The organism is Pseudomonas sp. P4_B3 (assembly GCF_056402295.1).
Window position 1 is genome coordinate 142,088 of record NZ_JBFUHR010000018.1, and the last position, 12,573, is coordinate 154,660.

At 60.6% G+C, this 12,573-nt stretch carries 13 protein-coding genes; 5 read left to right on the forward strand and 8 right to left on the reverse strand.

Annotated features, from left to right (window positions below):
- Positions 1–45 precede the first annotated feature (45 nt).
- From AC1DWG_RS20915 to AC1DWG_RS20945, 7 genes are all read right to left on the reverse strand, one after another.
- The gene (locus AC1DWG_RS20915) at positions 46–612 is read right to left on the reverse strand and encodes an N-acetyltransferase family protein (protein WP_477762884.1); all 567 of its coding nucleotides are present in this window, start codon (positions 610–612) and stop codon (positions 46–48) included.
- 20 nt (positions 613–632) lie between these two features.
- Entirely contained in the window at positions 633–1,403 is a 771-nt protein-coding gene (gene etfB, locus AC1DWG_RS20920; protein ID WP_477762885.1) for an electron transfer flavoprotein subunit beta, read from the reverse strand.
- A gap of 15 nt (positions 1,404–1,418) precedes the next feature.
- Positions 1,419–2,639 (reverse strand): electron transfer flavoprotein subunit alpha, encoded by a 1,221-nt coding sequence (etfA, locus tag AC1DWG_RS20925; RefSeq protein ID WP_477762886.1) that lies wholly within the window; start codon positions 2,637–2,639, stop codon positions 1,419–1,421.
- Positions 2,639–4,588: a dimethylglycine demethylation protein DgcB gene (gene dgcB / locus AC1DWG_RS20930; RefSeq protein WP_477762887.1), complete on the reverse strand. Its 1,950-nt coding sequence runs from the start codon at positions 4,586–4,588 to the stop codon at positions 2,639–2,641. Before dgcB ends, etfA begins: the two co-directional genes overlap by 1 nt.
- A gap of 148 nt (positions 4,589–4,736) precedes the next feature.
- Positions 4,737–6,797 (reverse strand): dimethylglycine demethylation protein DgcA, encoded by a 2,061-nt coding sequence (gene dgcA, locus AC1DWG_RS20935; RefSeq protein WP_477762888.1) that lies wholly within the window; start codon positions 6,795–6,797, stop codon positions 4,737–4,739.
- Positions 6,798–6,812: 15 nt separating this feature from the next.
- On the reverse strand, positions 6,813–7,343 hold the full coding sequence (locus AC1DWG_RS20940) for a DUF5943 domain-containing protein (protein ID WP_007975505.1): 531 nt from the start codon (positions 7,341–7,343) through the stop codon (positions 6,813–6,815).
- Between the two features lie 78 nt (positions 7,344–7,421).
- Positions 7,422–8,399, reverse strand: coding sequence for a dipeptidase (locus AC1DWG_RS20945; RefSeq protein ID WP_108216971.1), 978 nt, complete (start codon positions 8,397–8,399; stop codon positions 7,422–7,424).
- A gap of 223 nt (positions 8,400–8,622) precedes the next feature.
- On the opposite strand from AC1DWG_RS20945, the gene AC1DWG_RS20950 reads away from it, so the two are divergent.
- The 4 genes from AC1DWG_RS20950 (at position 8,623) to AC1DWG_RS20965 (ending at position 10,249) form a co-directional block, all read left to right on the forward strand.
- Positions 8,623–9,024, forward strand: a complete 402-nt coding sequence (locus AC1DWG_RS20950; protein ID WP_477762889.1) for a lysozyme inhibitor LprI family protein — start codon at positions 8,623–8,625, stop codon at positions 9,022–9,024.
- Positions 9,025–9,237: 213 nt separating this feature from the next.
- Positions 9,238–9,492 (forward strand): type II toxin-antitoxin system RelE family toxin, encoded by a 255-nt coding sequence (locus AC1DWG_RS20955; RefSeq protein WP_477762890.1) that lies wholly within the window; start codon positions 9,238–9,240, stop codon positions 9,490–9,492.
- Positions 9,476–9,799, forward strand: coding sequence for a helix-turn-helix domain-containing protein (locus AC1DWG_RS20960; RefSeq protein WP_056726566.1), 324 nt, complete (start codon positions 9,476–9,478; stop codon positions 9,797–9,799). The genes AC1DWG_RS20955 and AC1DWG_RS20960 overlap by 17 nt, the downstream gene beginning before the upstream one ends.
- Positions 9,800–9,832: 33 nt before the next feature.
- Positions 9,833–10,249, forward strand: coding sequence for a DUF3010 family protein (locus AC1DWG_RS20965; protein WP_477762891.1), 417 nt, complete (start codon positions 9,833–9,835; stop codon positions 10,247–10,249).
- 174 nt (positions 10,250–10,423) lie between these two features.
- Here the strand turns inward: AC1DWG_RS20965 and AC1DWG_RS20970 are convergent, their stop codons facing one another.
- A complete protein-coding gene (locus AC1DWG_RS20970) occupies positions 10,424–11,368 on the reverse strand; it encodes a GlxA family transcriptional regulator (protein WP_477762892.1) in 945 nt (314 codons plus the stop codon).
- Between the two features lie 224 nt (positions 11,369–11,592).
- Here AC1DWG_RS20970 and AC1DWG_RS20975 point away from each other — a divergent pair, with 224 nt between their 5' ends.
- The gene (locus tag AC1DWG_RS20975; protein ID WP_477762893.1) at positions 11,593–12,537 is read left to right on the forward strand and encodes a choline ABC transporter substrate-binding protein; all 945 of its coding nucleotides are present in this window, start codon (positions 11,593–11,595) and stop codon (positions 12,535–12,537) included.
- Positions 12,538–12,573 lie beyond the last annotated feature (36 nt).

Below are 12,573 nucleotides of genomic sequence, written 5' to 3' on the forward strand. Positions count from 1 at the left end.
GCACAGCGCACAGTGAAAATGTAGTTCAACGAACAGGACCGGGCCCTAGGGGCGGTACATCAGATAAGCTTCACCGGTAACCCGAATCATCGGGTGCGGCGTGATCTGGCAGGTGTCGACGATACGGAAACCGTGACGCTCATAAAAACGCCGGGCGCCGGTATTCGCGGCGTAGTCGATCAGACTCAGGCCATTGAGCCCTAGCCGGTTGGCCCGGTCGTAGGCGTAGGCGAGGAATTGCTTGCCCAACCCCTGGTTCCGCCAGCCTTCATGCAGCGCCAGGCTGGAAATATAGAGGGTGTCGGGGATTTCCATCGTGGCGTAGGGCGCCAACACCGGGTCGGTCACAGGAGCCGCCGACGGATCATGGCGCATTACGTAACTGTGCAGCATGCCGACGACTTCCCCTTGTACCTCGGCGATCAGACAATTCTGATAGGAAAAGTCCACATCATCGCGGGCATAGCGGGTGGCGCCGACATCCAGCAGGTCCTGGCCGGGTGCTGCCATCTGGCTCCAGATGTAATCTGCGGCGCCCTCCGATGAAATCTGGAACAACCGGGCAATCTCCCGCGCATCGCTGCGCAGGGCCGAACGAAACTCAACAGCCATTTATTTCCCCCAACGGACCGCTAGCGGACCACGCCTTCTTCAATCAACAACTTGAGTATCGCCTCAGCCCCAGCTTGCGCCGTCACGCCTTTAAGCACCTGCCCGCCTCCACCACTGGCCTTGGCTGTCGCGGCTTTCATACGGTCGGCACCGCTCTTGGCCTTGATCACCTTCAGGCGCTTGGGCCGTGGCTTGGCCGGTTGCAGGCTGGCCACTGCGAGCAGTTCATCATCGATGACTTCAACTTCCTGCGCTTGCAGCACGCCGCGTCGGGCCGGGCCGTAAGCGCTCTGGCGAGGCTTGGGCGCGGCGTTATCCACCGTTGCCAGAAACGGCAGGCGTACCTTCAGCCGACGGCGTTGACCGCGCGGCAAGGCTTGCAGCACCAGCGCCGTACTGCCATCGATGGACTCGACCTGCGCCAGTCCCACCACCAGCGGCCAGCCCAGGCTTTCGGCCAGCAGGAACGGCAACATGCCCGAGCCTTCACCGGTTTCCGCCTGACTGCCGGTCAACACCACCTGAGCACCTGCATCGCGCAGATACTCGGTCAGCGCCGGTAGCGCATCGGCGCCTTGCGGTTGCTCCAACACATGCAGTTGCTCCAGCCCCATGCCCAGGTAAGCGCGCAATGCAGGCTCGGCGATGTCGCCGGCATGCAGCACTTGCAGGTTATCCCCAGCCAGTTGCAGGCCCAGTTCTACCGCCCGCGCATCCTGTTCCGCGCGACGTGGCCGACCGGACGTCGGGTGGGCGCCGATGGACACCAGGCTGATGATTTTCGTGCTCATAACCCTTTCCTTCCCTTAAGCCGCATCGCGCTTGGCGTCGTTGCGATAAGCCTCTACCGCCTCGATCAAGGCTTGAAGAATCTCCGCGCTCTCACCGATCACCGAGAGGTCGGCACGCTTGATCATGTCGCAGCCAGGGTCGAGGTTGATCGCCACCACCTTGTCGCAGGCACCGATGCCTTGCAGGTGCTGGATCGCCCCGGAAATCCCCACCGCCACATAGACTCGTGCGGTGACCCAGGTGCCGGATGCCCCGACCTGACGATCGCGGGCCATGAAGCCGTCGTCCACCGCCACCCGCGAGGCGCCTTCGGTCGCGCCGAGGGCTTCGGCGGTCCTGTGGAAAAGTCCCCAGTCCTTGACCCCGTTGCCACCGGAGAAAATGAACTCTGCTTCAGCCATGGGGATTGCCGCCGGATCCACCGCCACCGCCCCCAGATCCTCGATGCGCGAGAGACTGCGGGCGACGGTTGTGGATAACTCCACCGGCAAGGCTTCGTGACGGGTTTCGCTGACCGGTTCGGCGCACTCGGCAGCCGCCAGAATCAAGCGCGCCAGCGGACGGGCAAGGTCTTGCAGGCCCGCACCGGCGCGGCCGATGCACTCCTGATCCTTGACCTGCCAGACCCGCGTGGCCGGGCGCTCGCCCAGTGCCGCGGCGAAACGTCGGCCGAGCTCGCCACCACCGCTGCGACTGTCCGGCAGCAACCAGTGACGCGGGCTGAACTGGTTATCCACAGCCCGCAGGCCCTGGACCCGTTGCTCCGGTGCATAACCGCTGAATTCGTCGCCCTCAAGCACTAGCAAGCGATCCACGCCAGCCGTAGCGAAGGCGTTTTCCTTGTGCTCACCGAAGACCACGGCCAATACCGCGCCGTCCTTGCCGGCCAACTGATGAGCCAGGCCGAGCAAGTCGCGGTCGTGGCTGCTCAAGCGACCGCCGACCATGTCCGGCACCACGCTGATGTAGAACGCGGGTGCAGGCACTTGATGCAGCGGCAATTGCACTTCAACTGCGGCCGAGCGTTTGGTCGCCCCGCCCTGCTGAGCGCCGCTGCGGTCGATTCGTTTGATGCCGTTGGGGCCGATAAAACCGATCCCGTGAGGATTCTTGCGGATGAGACCGTTAGGCCCCATCCAGCTGTGTTGCGCCGGTTGCATGGCCGCGTGCAGCGGGTGCAAGCGGTTGCGGGCGATCCATTCGGCGCGTGGGTCGCGGCGGATAATGTCGCTCATTAATGCACCTCCGCAGGTTCACGTTTGGCCGGTGCCGAAGGCTTTCCCGGCGTTGCGTCTTCGAGCAACGCATCGGCTACCAGTTCGGCGATGTCCTTGATCATTGGACGCGGTTCGACCACACCTTCGAGCATCGCAGTGCACTGTGGACAACCCACGGCCACCAGTTCGGCGCCGGTTTCGCGGATATCGTCCATGCGCATGTCGGGAATACGTTGCTTGCCGGGAATGTCGGTGATCGGCGCGCCGCCACCACCGCCGCAGCAGCGCGAACGGAAGCCGGAACGTTGCATCTCTTTCACTTCGATCCCGAGGGCGCGCAACACCTGACGCGGCGCCTCGTACTCGCCGTTGTAGCGGCCGAGGTAGCACGGGTCGTGGTAGGTCACGCTGTCGCCTTTGTGCTGACCGAGATTGAGCGCGCCAGCATCGATGATTTCCGCCATGTAGGTGCTGTGGTGCTGCACCAGGTAGTTGCCATCGAAAGCGCCGTATTCGTTTTTCAGCACGTGGAAACTGTGCGGATCGCAGGTAACGATGCGGTTGAAACTGTACTTGGCCAGGGTCTGGATGTTGCGCTTGGCCAACAGCTGGAAGGTCGCTTCGTCGCCCAGGCGCCGGGCCACGTCACCGCTGTCGCGTTCTTCGAGGCCGAGCACGGCGAAGTCGATTTTCGCCGCCTTGAGCACTTTGACGAACGCGCGCAGGGTGCGCTGGTTGCGCATGTCGAAGGCGCCGTCGCCGACCCAGAACAGCACATCGGTGGATTTCTTTTCGCTGAGCAGGTTGAGGTTCAGGTCAGCCGCCCAGTTCATCCGCCCGCCCGGCGCGAAACCGCCCGGGTTGTCGGTGGCGATCAGGTTCTCCAGGACTTCCGCGCCCTTGTTCGGGGTTGCGCCTTTTTCCAGGGTCAGATGGCGGCGCATGTCGACGATGGCATCGACGTGCTCGATCATCATCGGGCATTCCTCGACACAGGCACGGCAGGTGGTGCACGACCACAGGGTTTCGGCGTCCACCAGACCGTTGACGATCGGTTGATGCGGATTGCCCGCGTGCTCACCGATGGCCTTGCCCGGGTACGGACTGCCGGCGAACTTGGCATCGGTGCCACCGGCCAGGCCGACGACCATGTCCTGAATCAGTTTTTTCGGGTTCAGCGGCTGGCCGGCGGCGAAGGCCGGGCATGCCGCTTCGCATTTACCGCACTGCACGCAAGCGTCGAAGCCGAGCAACTGGTTCCAGGTGAAATCCTTGGGTTTTTCCACGCCCAGTGGCGCAGTTGGGTCATTCAGGTCGAGCGGTTTCAGCCCCGTGGAACGGCCACCGCCAAAGCGTTCGGCGCGACGGTGCCAGGCCAGGTGCAAGGCACCGGCGAAGGCGTGTTTCATCGGCCCGCCCCAGGTCATGCCGAAGAACAGTTCCGACACGCCCCACAGCACGCCAACTCCGAGAATCGCCGCCAACAGCCAGCCACCGAAGTTTTCCGGGAGGATACCCGCCACCGGCAGGGTCAACAGGAAGAATGAAGCCGAGAACGCCAGCAGGCTTTTCGGCAGGCGCATCCACGGGCCTTTCGACAGACGCGACGGCGGATTGCGTCGACGCAGGTAAACAAAGATCGCGCCGACGAACATCACCGCTGTCATCAGCAGCAGCGCATAGCCGAGGAAGCGGTTATGCAGGCCGAAACCGTGCACCAGAATCGCCAGCACGATGGACGCTACCGCACCGCCGGCCGTGGCGACGTGGGTGTTGGCAATGTATTTGTCCCGCGCCACTACGTGGTGCAAGTCGACCATGTAGCGCTTGGGCATGGCGAACAGGCCGCCGATCAGGTCGACTTTCGAAGCCCGGCCCCGGCGCCACATGGCCACCCGCCGCAACGCGCCCAGGACACCAAGGCCAAGGGCGGCGAACAACAGGATTGGAAGAAGGGTGTTCAACATGGTGAAGCTCCCACCAGTACATCTTGGAGAAACACGGTCGGCGTAGGAGCTGCCGAAGGCTGCGATCTTTTGATCTTCAGGTCTGGCGACTTTCAAAGATCAAAAGATCGCAGCCTGCGGCAGCTCCTACAGGGGGCGCGTCAGTGACTTAGAAATCCTTGCACAACCGCAGCGCGTCATAGATCGCAGCGTGTGTATTGCGCTGGGCCACGCAGTCGCCGATACGGAACAGCAAGTAGCCGTCACCCGTGGTGCTCAGCGAAGGTTGCGGCTTGATCGCAAACAAGGCTTCGATGTCCATCTGGCCTTTGTTGCGCGAGCCTTCCTTCAACGAGTAGTAGATTTCTTCGTCCGGACGCACGCCGTTTTCCACCACCACCTGGTCGACCACCCGCTCCTCTTTGGCGCCGGTGTATTCGTTTTCCAGCACCGCCACCAGCTTGTCGCCTTCGCGGTAGACCTTCTCCAGCATCATGTCGCCGGTCATGATCACTTCTTTCGGGTACATGCTGCGGTAGTAAGTCGGGAACGACGTACCGCCAATGGCCACGCCCGGCTTGATGTCGTCGGTGACGATCTCGACCTGGCTGCCCTTGTCGGCGAGGAAGTCGGCCGTCGACATCCCGGTGAACTCGCAAATGGTGTCGTAGACCAGCACGTTCTTGCCCGGTGCAACCTTGCCGTCGAGGATGTCCCAGCTGCTGACCACCAGGCCTTCAGCCGCGCCCCAGTGTTCGTTCTGTTCCAGGAATGGATGACCGCCGACAGCGAGCACCACCACGTCCGGACGCAGGTCGAGAATGGTCGCCGCATCCGCCGCCACGCCCAGGCGCAGGTCGACTTTCAAACGCGCCAGTTCCAGCTGGAACCAGCGAGTGATACCCGCGATCTGGTCCCGTTGTGGAGCTTTCGACGCGGTAGTGATCTGCCCACCGATAAATTCTTTCTTTTCGAACAGGGTCACGTCGTGGCCACGTTCGGCCGACACGCGAGCGGCTTCCATCCCGGCTGGGCCGGCACCGACTACCACCACCTTGCGTTTGACACCGGTGGTTTTCTCGATGATGTGCGGCACGCCCATGTATTCACGGGAAGTTGCGGCGTTCTGGATGCACAGCACGTCCAAGCCCTGATACTGACGGTCGATGCAGTAGTTGGCGCCGACGCACTGTTTGATCTGGTCGACCTGGCCCATCTTGATCTTGGCGATCAGGTGCGGGTCGGCGATATGGGCGCGGGTCATGCCGACCATGTCGACGTAGCCGCCCTCCAGAATACGGGTCGCCTGGTTCGGGTCCTTGATGTTCTGCGCGTGCAGTACAGGTGCCTTGACCACTTCCTTGATACCGGCCGCCAGATGCAGGAACGGCTCCGGTGGATAACTCATGTTGGGGATAACGTTGGCCAGGGTGTTGTGGGTGTCGCACCCTGAACCCACGACACCAATAAAATCGATCATGCCGGTGTCGTCGTAGTACTTGGCGATCTGCTTCATGTCCTCATGGGACAAGCCATCCGGGTGGAATTCATCACCGCACAGACGGATGCCGACGCAGAAATCCGGACCGACTTCCTTGCGCACAGCCTTGATCACTTCCAGGCCGAAACGCATGCGGTTCTCGAAGCTGCCGCCCCATTCGTCGGTACGCTTGTTGACCCGAGGGCTCCAGAACTGGTCGATCATGTGCTGGTGCACGGCGGACAATTCGACGCCGTCCAGGCCACCGGCCTTGGCCCGCGCCGCTGCCGTGGCGTAGTTGCCGATCACCCGCCAGATTTCTTCCGGCTCGATGGTCTTGCAGGTCGCACGGTGCACCGGCTCACGGATGCCCGACGGCGACAGCAGGGTTGGCCAGTGTTCGCCGTCCCAACGGGAACGACGGCCCATGTGGGTAATCTGGATCATGATCTTCGCGCCATGCTTGTGCATGGCATCGGCCAGGTTCTGGAAGTGCGGAATGATCCGGTCATCCGCCAGGTTCACCGACTTCCACCAGCCTTGCGGGCTGTCGATGGCCACGCTGGAGGAGCCACCGCAAATCGCCAGGCCGATCCCGCCCTTGGCTTTCTCTTCGTAATACTTGACGTACCGGTCGGTGGTCATGCCGCCGTCGGTGGCATAAACCTCGGCGTGCGCGGTGCTGAGCACGCGGTTACGGATGGTCAGTTTGCCGATCTGGATCGGCTGGAACATTGCTTCGAAAGCCATGGCGGGTTCCTCGACTTACAACGGCTTGACGATGAACAAGCCGTCTTCGTGGCCCTCTTCGGAGCCACCGTAGACTTGCTCGGCCACGGTACGGATCTTGCTGCCGCGAGCGGCGAGGATCTGGTCCATCGCGCCTGCAAACCAGCCAGTGAACATGTAGTCGACCTTACGCCCGACCTTGCCGTACACGTAGACGAATGCCGAGTGTTCGAGCTTGACGCTGGCGGTGCCTTTGTCGAGGTCGATGTCCTGGATCTTGAACAGGCCCCAGCCGCGCTGCGACAGGCGCTTCATGTAGTGTTCGAACACCGCGACGCCTTCCAGGCCGTGGCATTCGGCTTCTTTTTCACACCAGTGCCAGGCAGACTTGTAGCCGGCCTTGTAGAGGATTTCGGCGTAGGCTTCAGCGCCCAGCACTTCCTCGATGCCCATGTGGTTGTTGACGAAGAAATGGCGTGGCACGTACAGCATCGGCAGGGCGTCGGAGGTCCAGACACCGGTTTCGCTGTCGACTTCGATTGGCAATTGCGGGGCGATCTTGGCCATGGAAACTTAACTCCAGAAAATTCGTTGTGTTGCCCGCTGCACGGACGGCAGCGGGAAAGGATTCAGAGATGCGGTGGCTTATTCGCCCCAAACGTCCTTGAGGACATTCACCCAGTTCTCACCCATGATCTTGCGCACCACGCGCTCGGAGTGGCCGCGCTTGAGCAGGGTCTCGGTCAGGTTCGGGAACTCGCCGACGGTGCGGATGCCCAGCGGGTTGATGATCTTGCCGAAGCTGGTCAGGCGGCGGGCGTAGCCCTTGTCGTGGGTCAGATATTCGAAGAAGTCCTGGCCATGGCCCTGGGTGAAGTCGGTGCCGATGCCGATGGCGTCTTCGCCAACCAGGTTCATGGTGTATTCGATCGCTTCGGCATAGTCGTCGATGGTCGAATCGATGCCCTTGGCCAGGAACGGCGCGAACATGGTCACCCCGACGAAACCGCCGTGGTCGGCAATGAACTTCAGCTCTTCATCGGATTTGTTGCGCGGGTGCTCCTTGAGCCCCGACGGCAGGCAGTGGGAGTAGCAGACCGGCTTCTTCGATTCGAGGATGACTTCTTCGGACGTTTTCGAGCCGACGTGGGACAGGTCGCACATTACGCCGACCCGGTTCATCTCGGCGACGATTTCACGACCGAAACCCGACAGGCCGCCATCACGCTCGTAGCAACCGGTACCGACCAGGTTTTGGGTGTTGTAGCACATCTGCACAATACCGACGCCGAGCTGCTTGAACACCTCGACGTAGCCGATCTGGTCTTCAAATGCGTGAGCATTCTGGAAGCCAAAGAGAATGCCGGTCTTGCCCTGCTCCTTGGCCTTGCGGATATCGGCGGTGGTGCGCACCGGAATCACCAGGTCGCTGTTCTCGCGGATCAGCTTCTGGCTGGCGGCAATGTTGTTGACGGTGGCCTGGAAGCCCTCCCACACCGACACGGTGCAGTTGGCCGCGGTCAGACCGCCTTTGCGCATGTCTTCAAACAGCTCGCGGTTCCACTTGGCAATAATCAGCCCGTCGATAACGATGCTGTCGGCGTGCAATTCGGCTGGGCTCATCAGGCTGTCCCCTTATTAGCGATTCATGCGCCGAATCGTCTGCCGGCGCTTTGGGCCAGCATATGCCTCGGTGCCTAAGCAGCCGGGTGCAAAAACGACAAGGGAATTGCCGAAAGCGTCAATCCGCGACAAAGGGTCGTCGCCAGGCACAATCACCGACCTGTTCAAGGCCTTCGGCTTGGGCCAGAATTCGCCGCATCAATGGAATAGAGCGGCGACTTGAATGAAATCCATCCTTCTGGCTTTGGCACTGATTGCGACCGGCGCACACGCAGCCGAGGTGTCCGACGACAACCCGTGCGACAAAGTCGAAAACGACGTCCAGACCCTCGAGTGCTCGGCCTTCAGCAAAACCACCGCCGAAGACCTGCTCAAGGAAAACCTCCAGGGCCTGAACGAGCGCATGCAGTCGCAGTACGGCAAAAACCCGTCGCAACTGGCCGACATCACCGCCAAGCTCAAGGCCGCCCAACAGCAATGGCTGAAGACCCGGGATGCCGACTGCGCCGTCGAAGCCTTCCCGGCCACCAGTGGCAGCAAGGCGTTCACCATTGCCCAGAACGATTGCATTGCGCGGATGAGTGACGAGCGGTCGGAGTTTTTGGAGTCGATTGGGCAGGAATAGTCCTGAATGTCCCACTGAAAGCTGGCACTACCACCAGCTTTCAATCGCCAAGAAACCCTTTTCCCACAAAGCACTCTGATCTGACCTACAGCTTCTGTCCAAAGCCGCTGCTCTGCGGACTTTTCACGCAACATGCCGACAGATGTTGTTGATGGCCAACCATAAAAATATAAGTAAAGATTCGCAAATCTTATAAAAGACTTATATTCTTCCATGAACAGCATTCACTGGACTCGAAAGGCCGTTAAGCAACTCTTGAGATTGCATTCCGTTCACCAGATTCAGGTTCGTGATGCCATCACGGCGCTCGCTGGCATGCCTGAGACAGGCAATGTCAAAGCACTGGTCGGTCATGACTATGCTTATCGACTGCGTGTCGGTAACTATCGGGTCATGCTTGATTGGGATGGCGCGATCAAAGTGGTCAGTATTCAAGAGGTAAAAAAACGCGATGAACGCACCTACTGACATTCAAATCATCAACGACGCCGAAGGCAATCCAGCCTTCGTGGTCATTCCCTATGCACAATACGTGGCGCAGAAAATCGAGCCCGACTTGATCCCCCATGAAGTGGTGAGCCGTATCGTCGATGGCGCTACCCCTATCCGCGCCTGGCGCGAACACTTGAACCTTACCCAGGATGAAGTGGCCAAACGCATGGGCATAACCCAGCCTGCCTTTGCCCAACAGGAAACCGTCGCCAAGCCCCGAAAAGCCACTCGCGAAAAAATCGCTTTGGCATTTGGCATCACTGCCAGCCAGCTTGAGCTGTAAGCTGCACACCCTCTGTCACTTATGGGATTGAACATGAAAGTCTGCGGCATCGAAATCAAAGGCAGCGAAGCGATCATCGCCGTGGCCACGCTGGACGGTCAGGCGCTGGGCCATGTCGCGCTCGCCACCAAGAAAATTGCCCTGGACGATGACGATGAAGCCGCCAACGTCAAAGTGTTCGCCGCTCAGGTCGCTTCGTTTGTCCGTGAGAACTCCATCGACCGCATCGCGATCAAGAAGCGCAGCAAGAAGGGCGAGTTCGCTGGCGGGCCGACGACGTTCAAGATCGAGGGGGTTTTCCAGTTGCTGGAGAATTGCGAGGTGATGCTGTTGTCACCACAGACCATCACCGCGCAGTGCAAAAAATTCGCAGTTGAACTGCCGGAGACGCTGAATAAATATCAGCATGAGGCGTACAAGGCGGCTTGTTCGGCGTTGTTGAAGAAGTAACCCGCCCCTCCAGACACCAAAGATCTAATGTGGGAGCGAGCTTGCTCCGGGCGGCGTTCCGACGATAGCGGTGCGCCAGCCAACATCAAAGTGCCTGACAAACCGCCATCGCGAGCAGGCTCGCTCCCACAGGTTTCTCTGCTGTTGCCAAAACAGGGTGAACCCCAGGCTTGTTCAGGCTTTGGCGGTACGCCGATCCTCTCGCGGACACCGCTCATATTTCGCCCGATAACTACGGGTGAAATACGAAGGCGATTCAAACCCGCAGGCAATGCTCACTTCCAGCACGCTCATGTCGGTCTGACGGAGCAACTGCCGCGCTTTTTCCAACCGTAACCGCAAGTAGAAATTGCTCGGCGTGTCGTTCAGGTGCAAACGAAAAAGGCGCTCTAACTGTCGCCGCGTCACCTTGATCGATTCCGCCAGTTCCAAAGTGCTCAGCGGCGGTTCGCTGTGCTGCTCCATCTCCCCAATCACGTGCACCAGCTTCTTGTTGCTGATGCCGTAGCGCGTGGCGACTTCCATGCGCTGGTGGTCTTTGCGCGGGCGGATACGGCCGAGTACGAATTGTTCGCTGACCTGGATCGCCAGATCGGGACCGTGGGCCTGGGCGATCAGATCCAGCATCAAATCGATGGAAGCCGTGCCGCCAGCGGAGGTGATGCGCCGACGGTCGATCTCGAACAGCTCCTGGGTGACGCTGAGCTGTGGATAAGATTCCTTGAAGGCGTCGATGGCTTCCCAGTGCAGGGTCAGGCGATGGCCATCGAGCAGGCCGGCTTCGGCGAGGATGAAGCTGCCGGTGTCGATGGCGCCGAGGGTCACGCCTTCGTTGTCCAGGCGACGCAGCCAGTGTTCCAGCGCCGGGGTGGCGAACTTCAAGGGTTCGAAACCAGCGACCACCAGCAGTGTCGCGCCTTTCTTCAGCGGCTCCAGCGCCGCATCGGCGTTGACCGACATGCCGTTGCTCGCCAGCACCGCCCCGCCATCGGCGCTCAGTACATGCCAGCGATACAACTCGCCGCGAAAGCGATTGGCAACCCGCAACGGCTCGATGGCCGAGATAAATCCGATGGCCGAGAAACCCGGCATCAACAAGAAGTAGAAATCCTGGGACATGGAGCGCACTCGCTTAGCAGGTAACAAGAGGCCAGGTAACGAGAGGGCGGGCAGCGTAGGGAAGTTGATACGCCACTTGCGAGCGGCATTCAAGAGCACAGGTCGCTGCAGTGCAAGAGCTGGTCGCCGCAGTGCGCTTTCATCGGTGCTTTGCTGCGTAACTTGGCATCACCGGCGCATCAGACACCGGAACTCACAATAAACGAACTGCCGAGGAACCTGAGATGAAACGACTGATCAGCAGCTGTGTTCTTGCACTCAGTGGTACCGCTTTGCTGAGCGCCAGTGTCATGGCCGCCGAACCCGCCGCGTGCCAGAACGTGCGCATGGGTGTAGTGAACTGGACCGACGTGATCGCCACCAGTGCCATGACCCAGGTATTGCTCGATGGCCTCGGCTACAGCACCAAACAAACCAGCGCCTCCCAGCAAATCATCTTCGCCGGGATCCGCGACCAGCGTCTGGACCTGTTCCTCGGCTACTGGAACCCGCTGATGACCCAGACCATCACCCCGTTCGTCGACGCCAAACAGGTCAAGGTGCTTGAAGCGCCAAGCCTGCAGGACGCCCGCGCGACCCTCGCCGTGCCGACCTACCTCGCCGACAAGGGCCTGAAAACCTTCGCTGACATCGCCAAATTCGAAAAGGAACTGGGCGGCAAGATCTACGGCATCGAGCCTGGCTCGGGCGCCAACACCCAAATCAAGGCGATGATCTCCAAGAACCAGTTTGGCCTCGGCAAGTTCCAGCTGGTCGAATCCAGCGAAGCCGGCATGCTCGCCGCCGTGGATCGCGCCGTACGTCGCAACGAAGCCGTGGTGTTCTTCGGCTGGGCGCCGCACCCGATGAACGTCAACGTGAAAATGACCTACCTCACCGGCAGTGAAAACGCCCTTGGGCCGGACGAAGGCAAGGCCACGGTATGGACCGTCACCGCGCCGACATACGCCGAGCAATGCCCGAACATCGGCCGATTGCTGACCAACCTGACCTTCACCGCCGAAGACGAGAGCCGGATGATGCAGCCGCTGCTGGATCACAAGGACGCTTTCGAGTCGGCCAAGCAATGGCTCAAGGATCACCCGCAGGACAAAAAACGCTGGCTTGAAGGCGTCACCACCTTCGATGGCAAACCGGCCGCTGAAAACCTGAAACTGACCAGTAAATAAACCCGAACGAACCACCGTCTCGCAGCCCCAACGGGC

Excerpts from the sequence above, each read along its gene's own strand:
- AC1DWG_RS20915 (WP_477762884.1), bottom strand. The coding sequence starts at position 612 with ATGGCTGTTGAGTTTCGTTCGGCCCTGCGCAGCGATGCGCGGGAGATT.
- etfB (WP_477762885.1), bottom strand. The coding sequence starts at position 1,403 with ATGAGCACGAAAATCATCAGCCTGGTGTCCATCGGCGCCCACCCGACG.
- etfA (WP_477762886.1), bottom strand. The coding sequence starts at position 2,639 with ATGAGCGACATTATCCGCCGCGACCCACGCGCCGAATGGATCGCCCGC.
- dgcB (WP_477762887.1), bottom strand. The coding sequence starts at position 4,588 with ATGTTGAACACCCTTCTTCCAATCCTGTTGTTCGCCGCCCTTGGCCTT.
- dgcA (WP_477762888.1), bottom strand. The coding sequence starts at position 6,797 with ATGGCTTTCGAAGCAATGTTCCAGCCGATCCAGATCGGCAAACTGACC.
- AC1DWG_RS20940 (WP_007975505.1), bottom strand. The coding sequence starts at position 7,343 with ATGGCCAAGATCGCCCCGCAATTGCCAATCGAAGTCGACAGCGAAACC.
- AC1DWG_RS20945 (WP_108216971.1), bottom strand. The coding sequence starts at position 8,399 with ATGAGCCCAGCCGAATTGCACGCCGACAGCATCGTTATCGACGGGCTG.
- AC1DWG_RS20950 (WP_477762889.1), top strand. The coding sequence starts at position 8,623 with ATGAAATCCATCCTTCTGGCTTTGGCACTGATTGCGACCGGCGCACAC.
- AC1DWG_RS20955 (WP_477762890.1), top strand. The coding sequence starts at position 9,238 with ATGAACAGCATTCACTGGACTCGAAAGGCCGTTAAGCAACTCTTGAGA.
- AC1DWG_RS20960 (WP_056726566.1), top strand. The coding sequence starts at position 9,476 with ATGAACGCACCTACTGACATTCAAATCATCAACGACGCCGAAGGCAAT.
- AC1DWG_RS20965 (WP_477762891.1), top strand. The coding sequence starts at position 9,833 with ATGAAAGTCTGCGGCATCGAAATCAAAGGCAGCGAAGCGATCATCGCC.
- AC1DWG_RS20970 (WP_477762892.1), bottom strand. The coding sequence starts at position 11,368 with ATGTCCCAGGATTTCTACTTCTTGTTGATGCCGGGTTTCTCGGCCATC.
- AC1DWG_RS20975 (WP_477762893.1), top strand. The coding sequence starts at position 11,593 with ATGAAACGACTGATCAGCAGCTGTGTTCTTGCACTCAGTGGTACCGCT.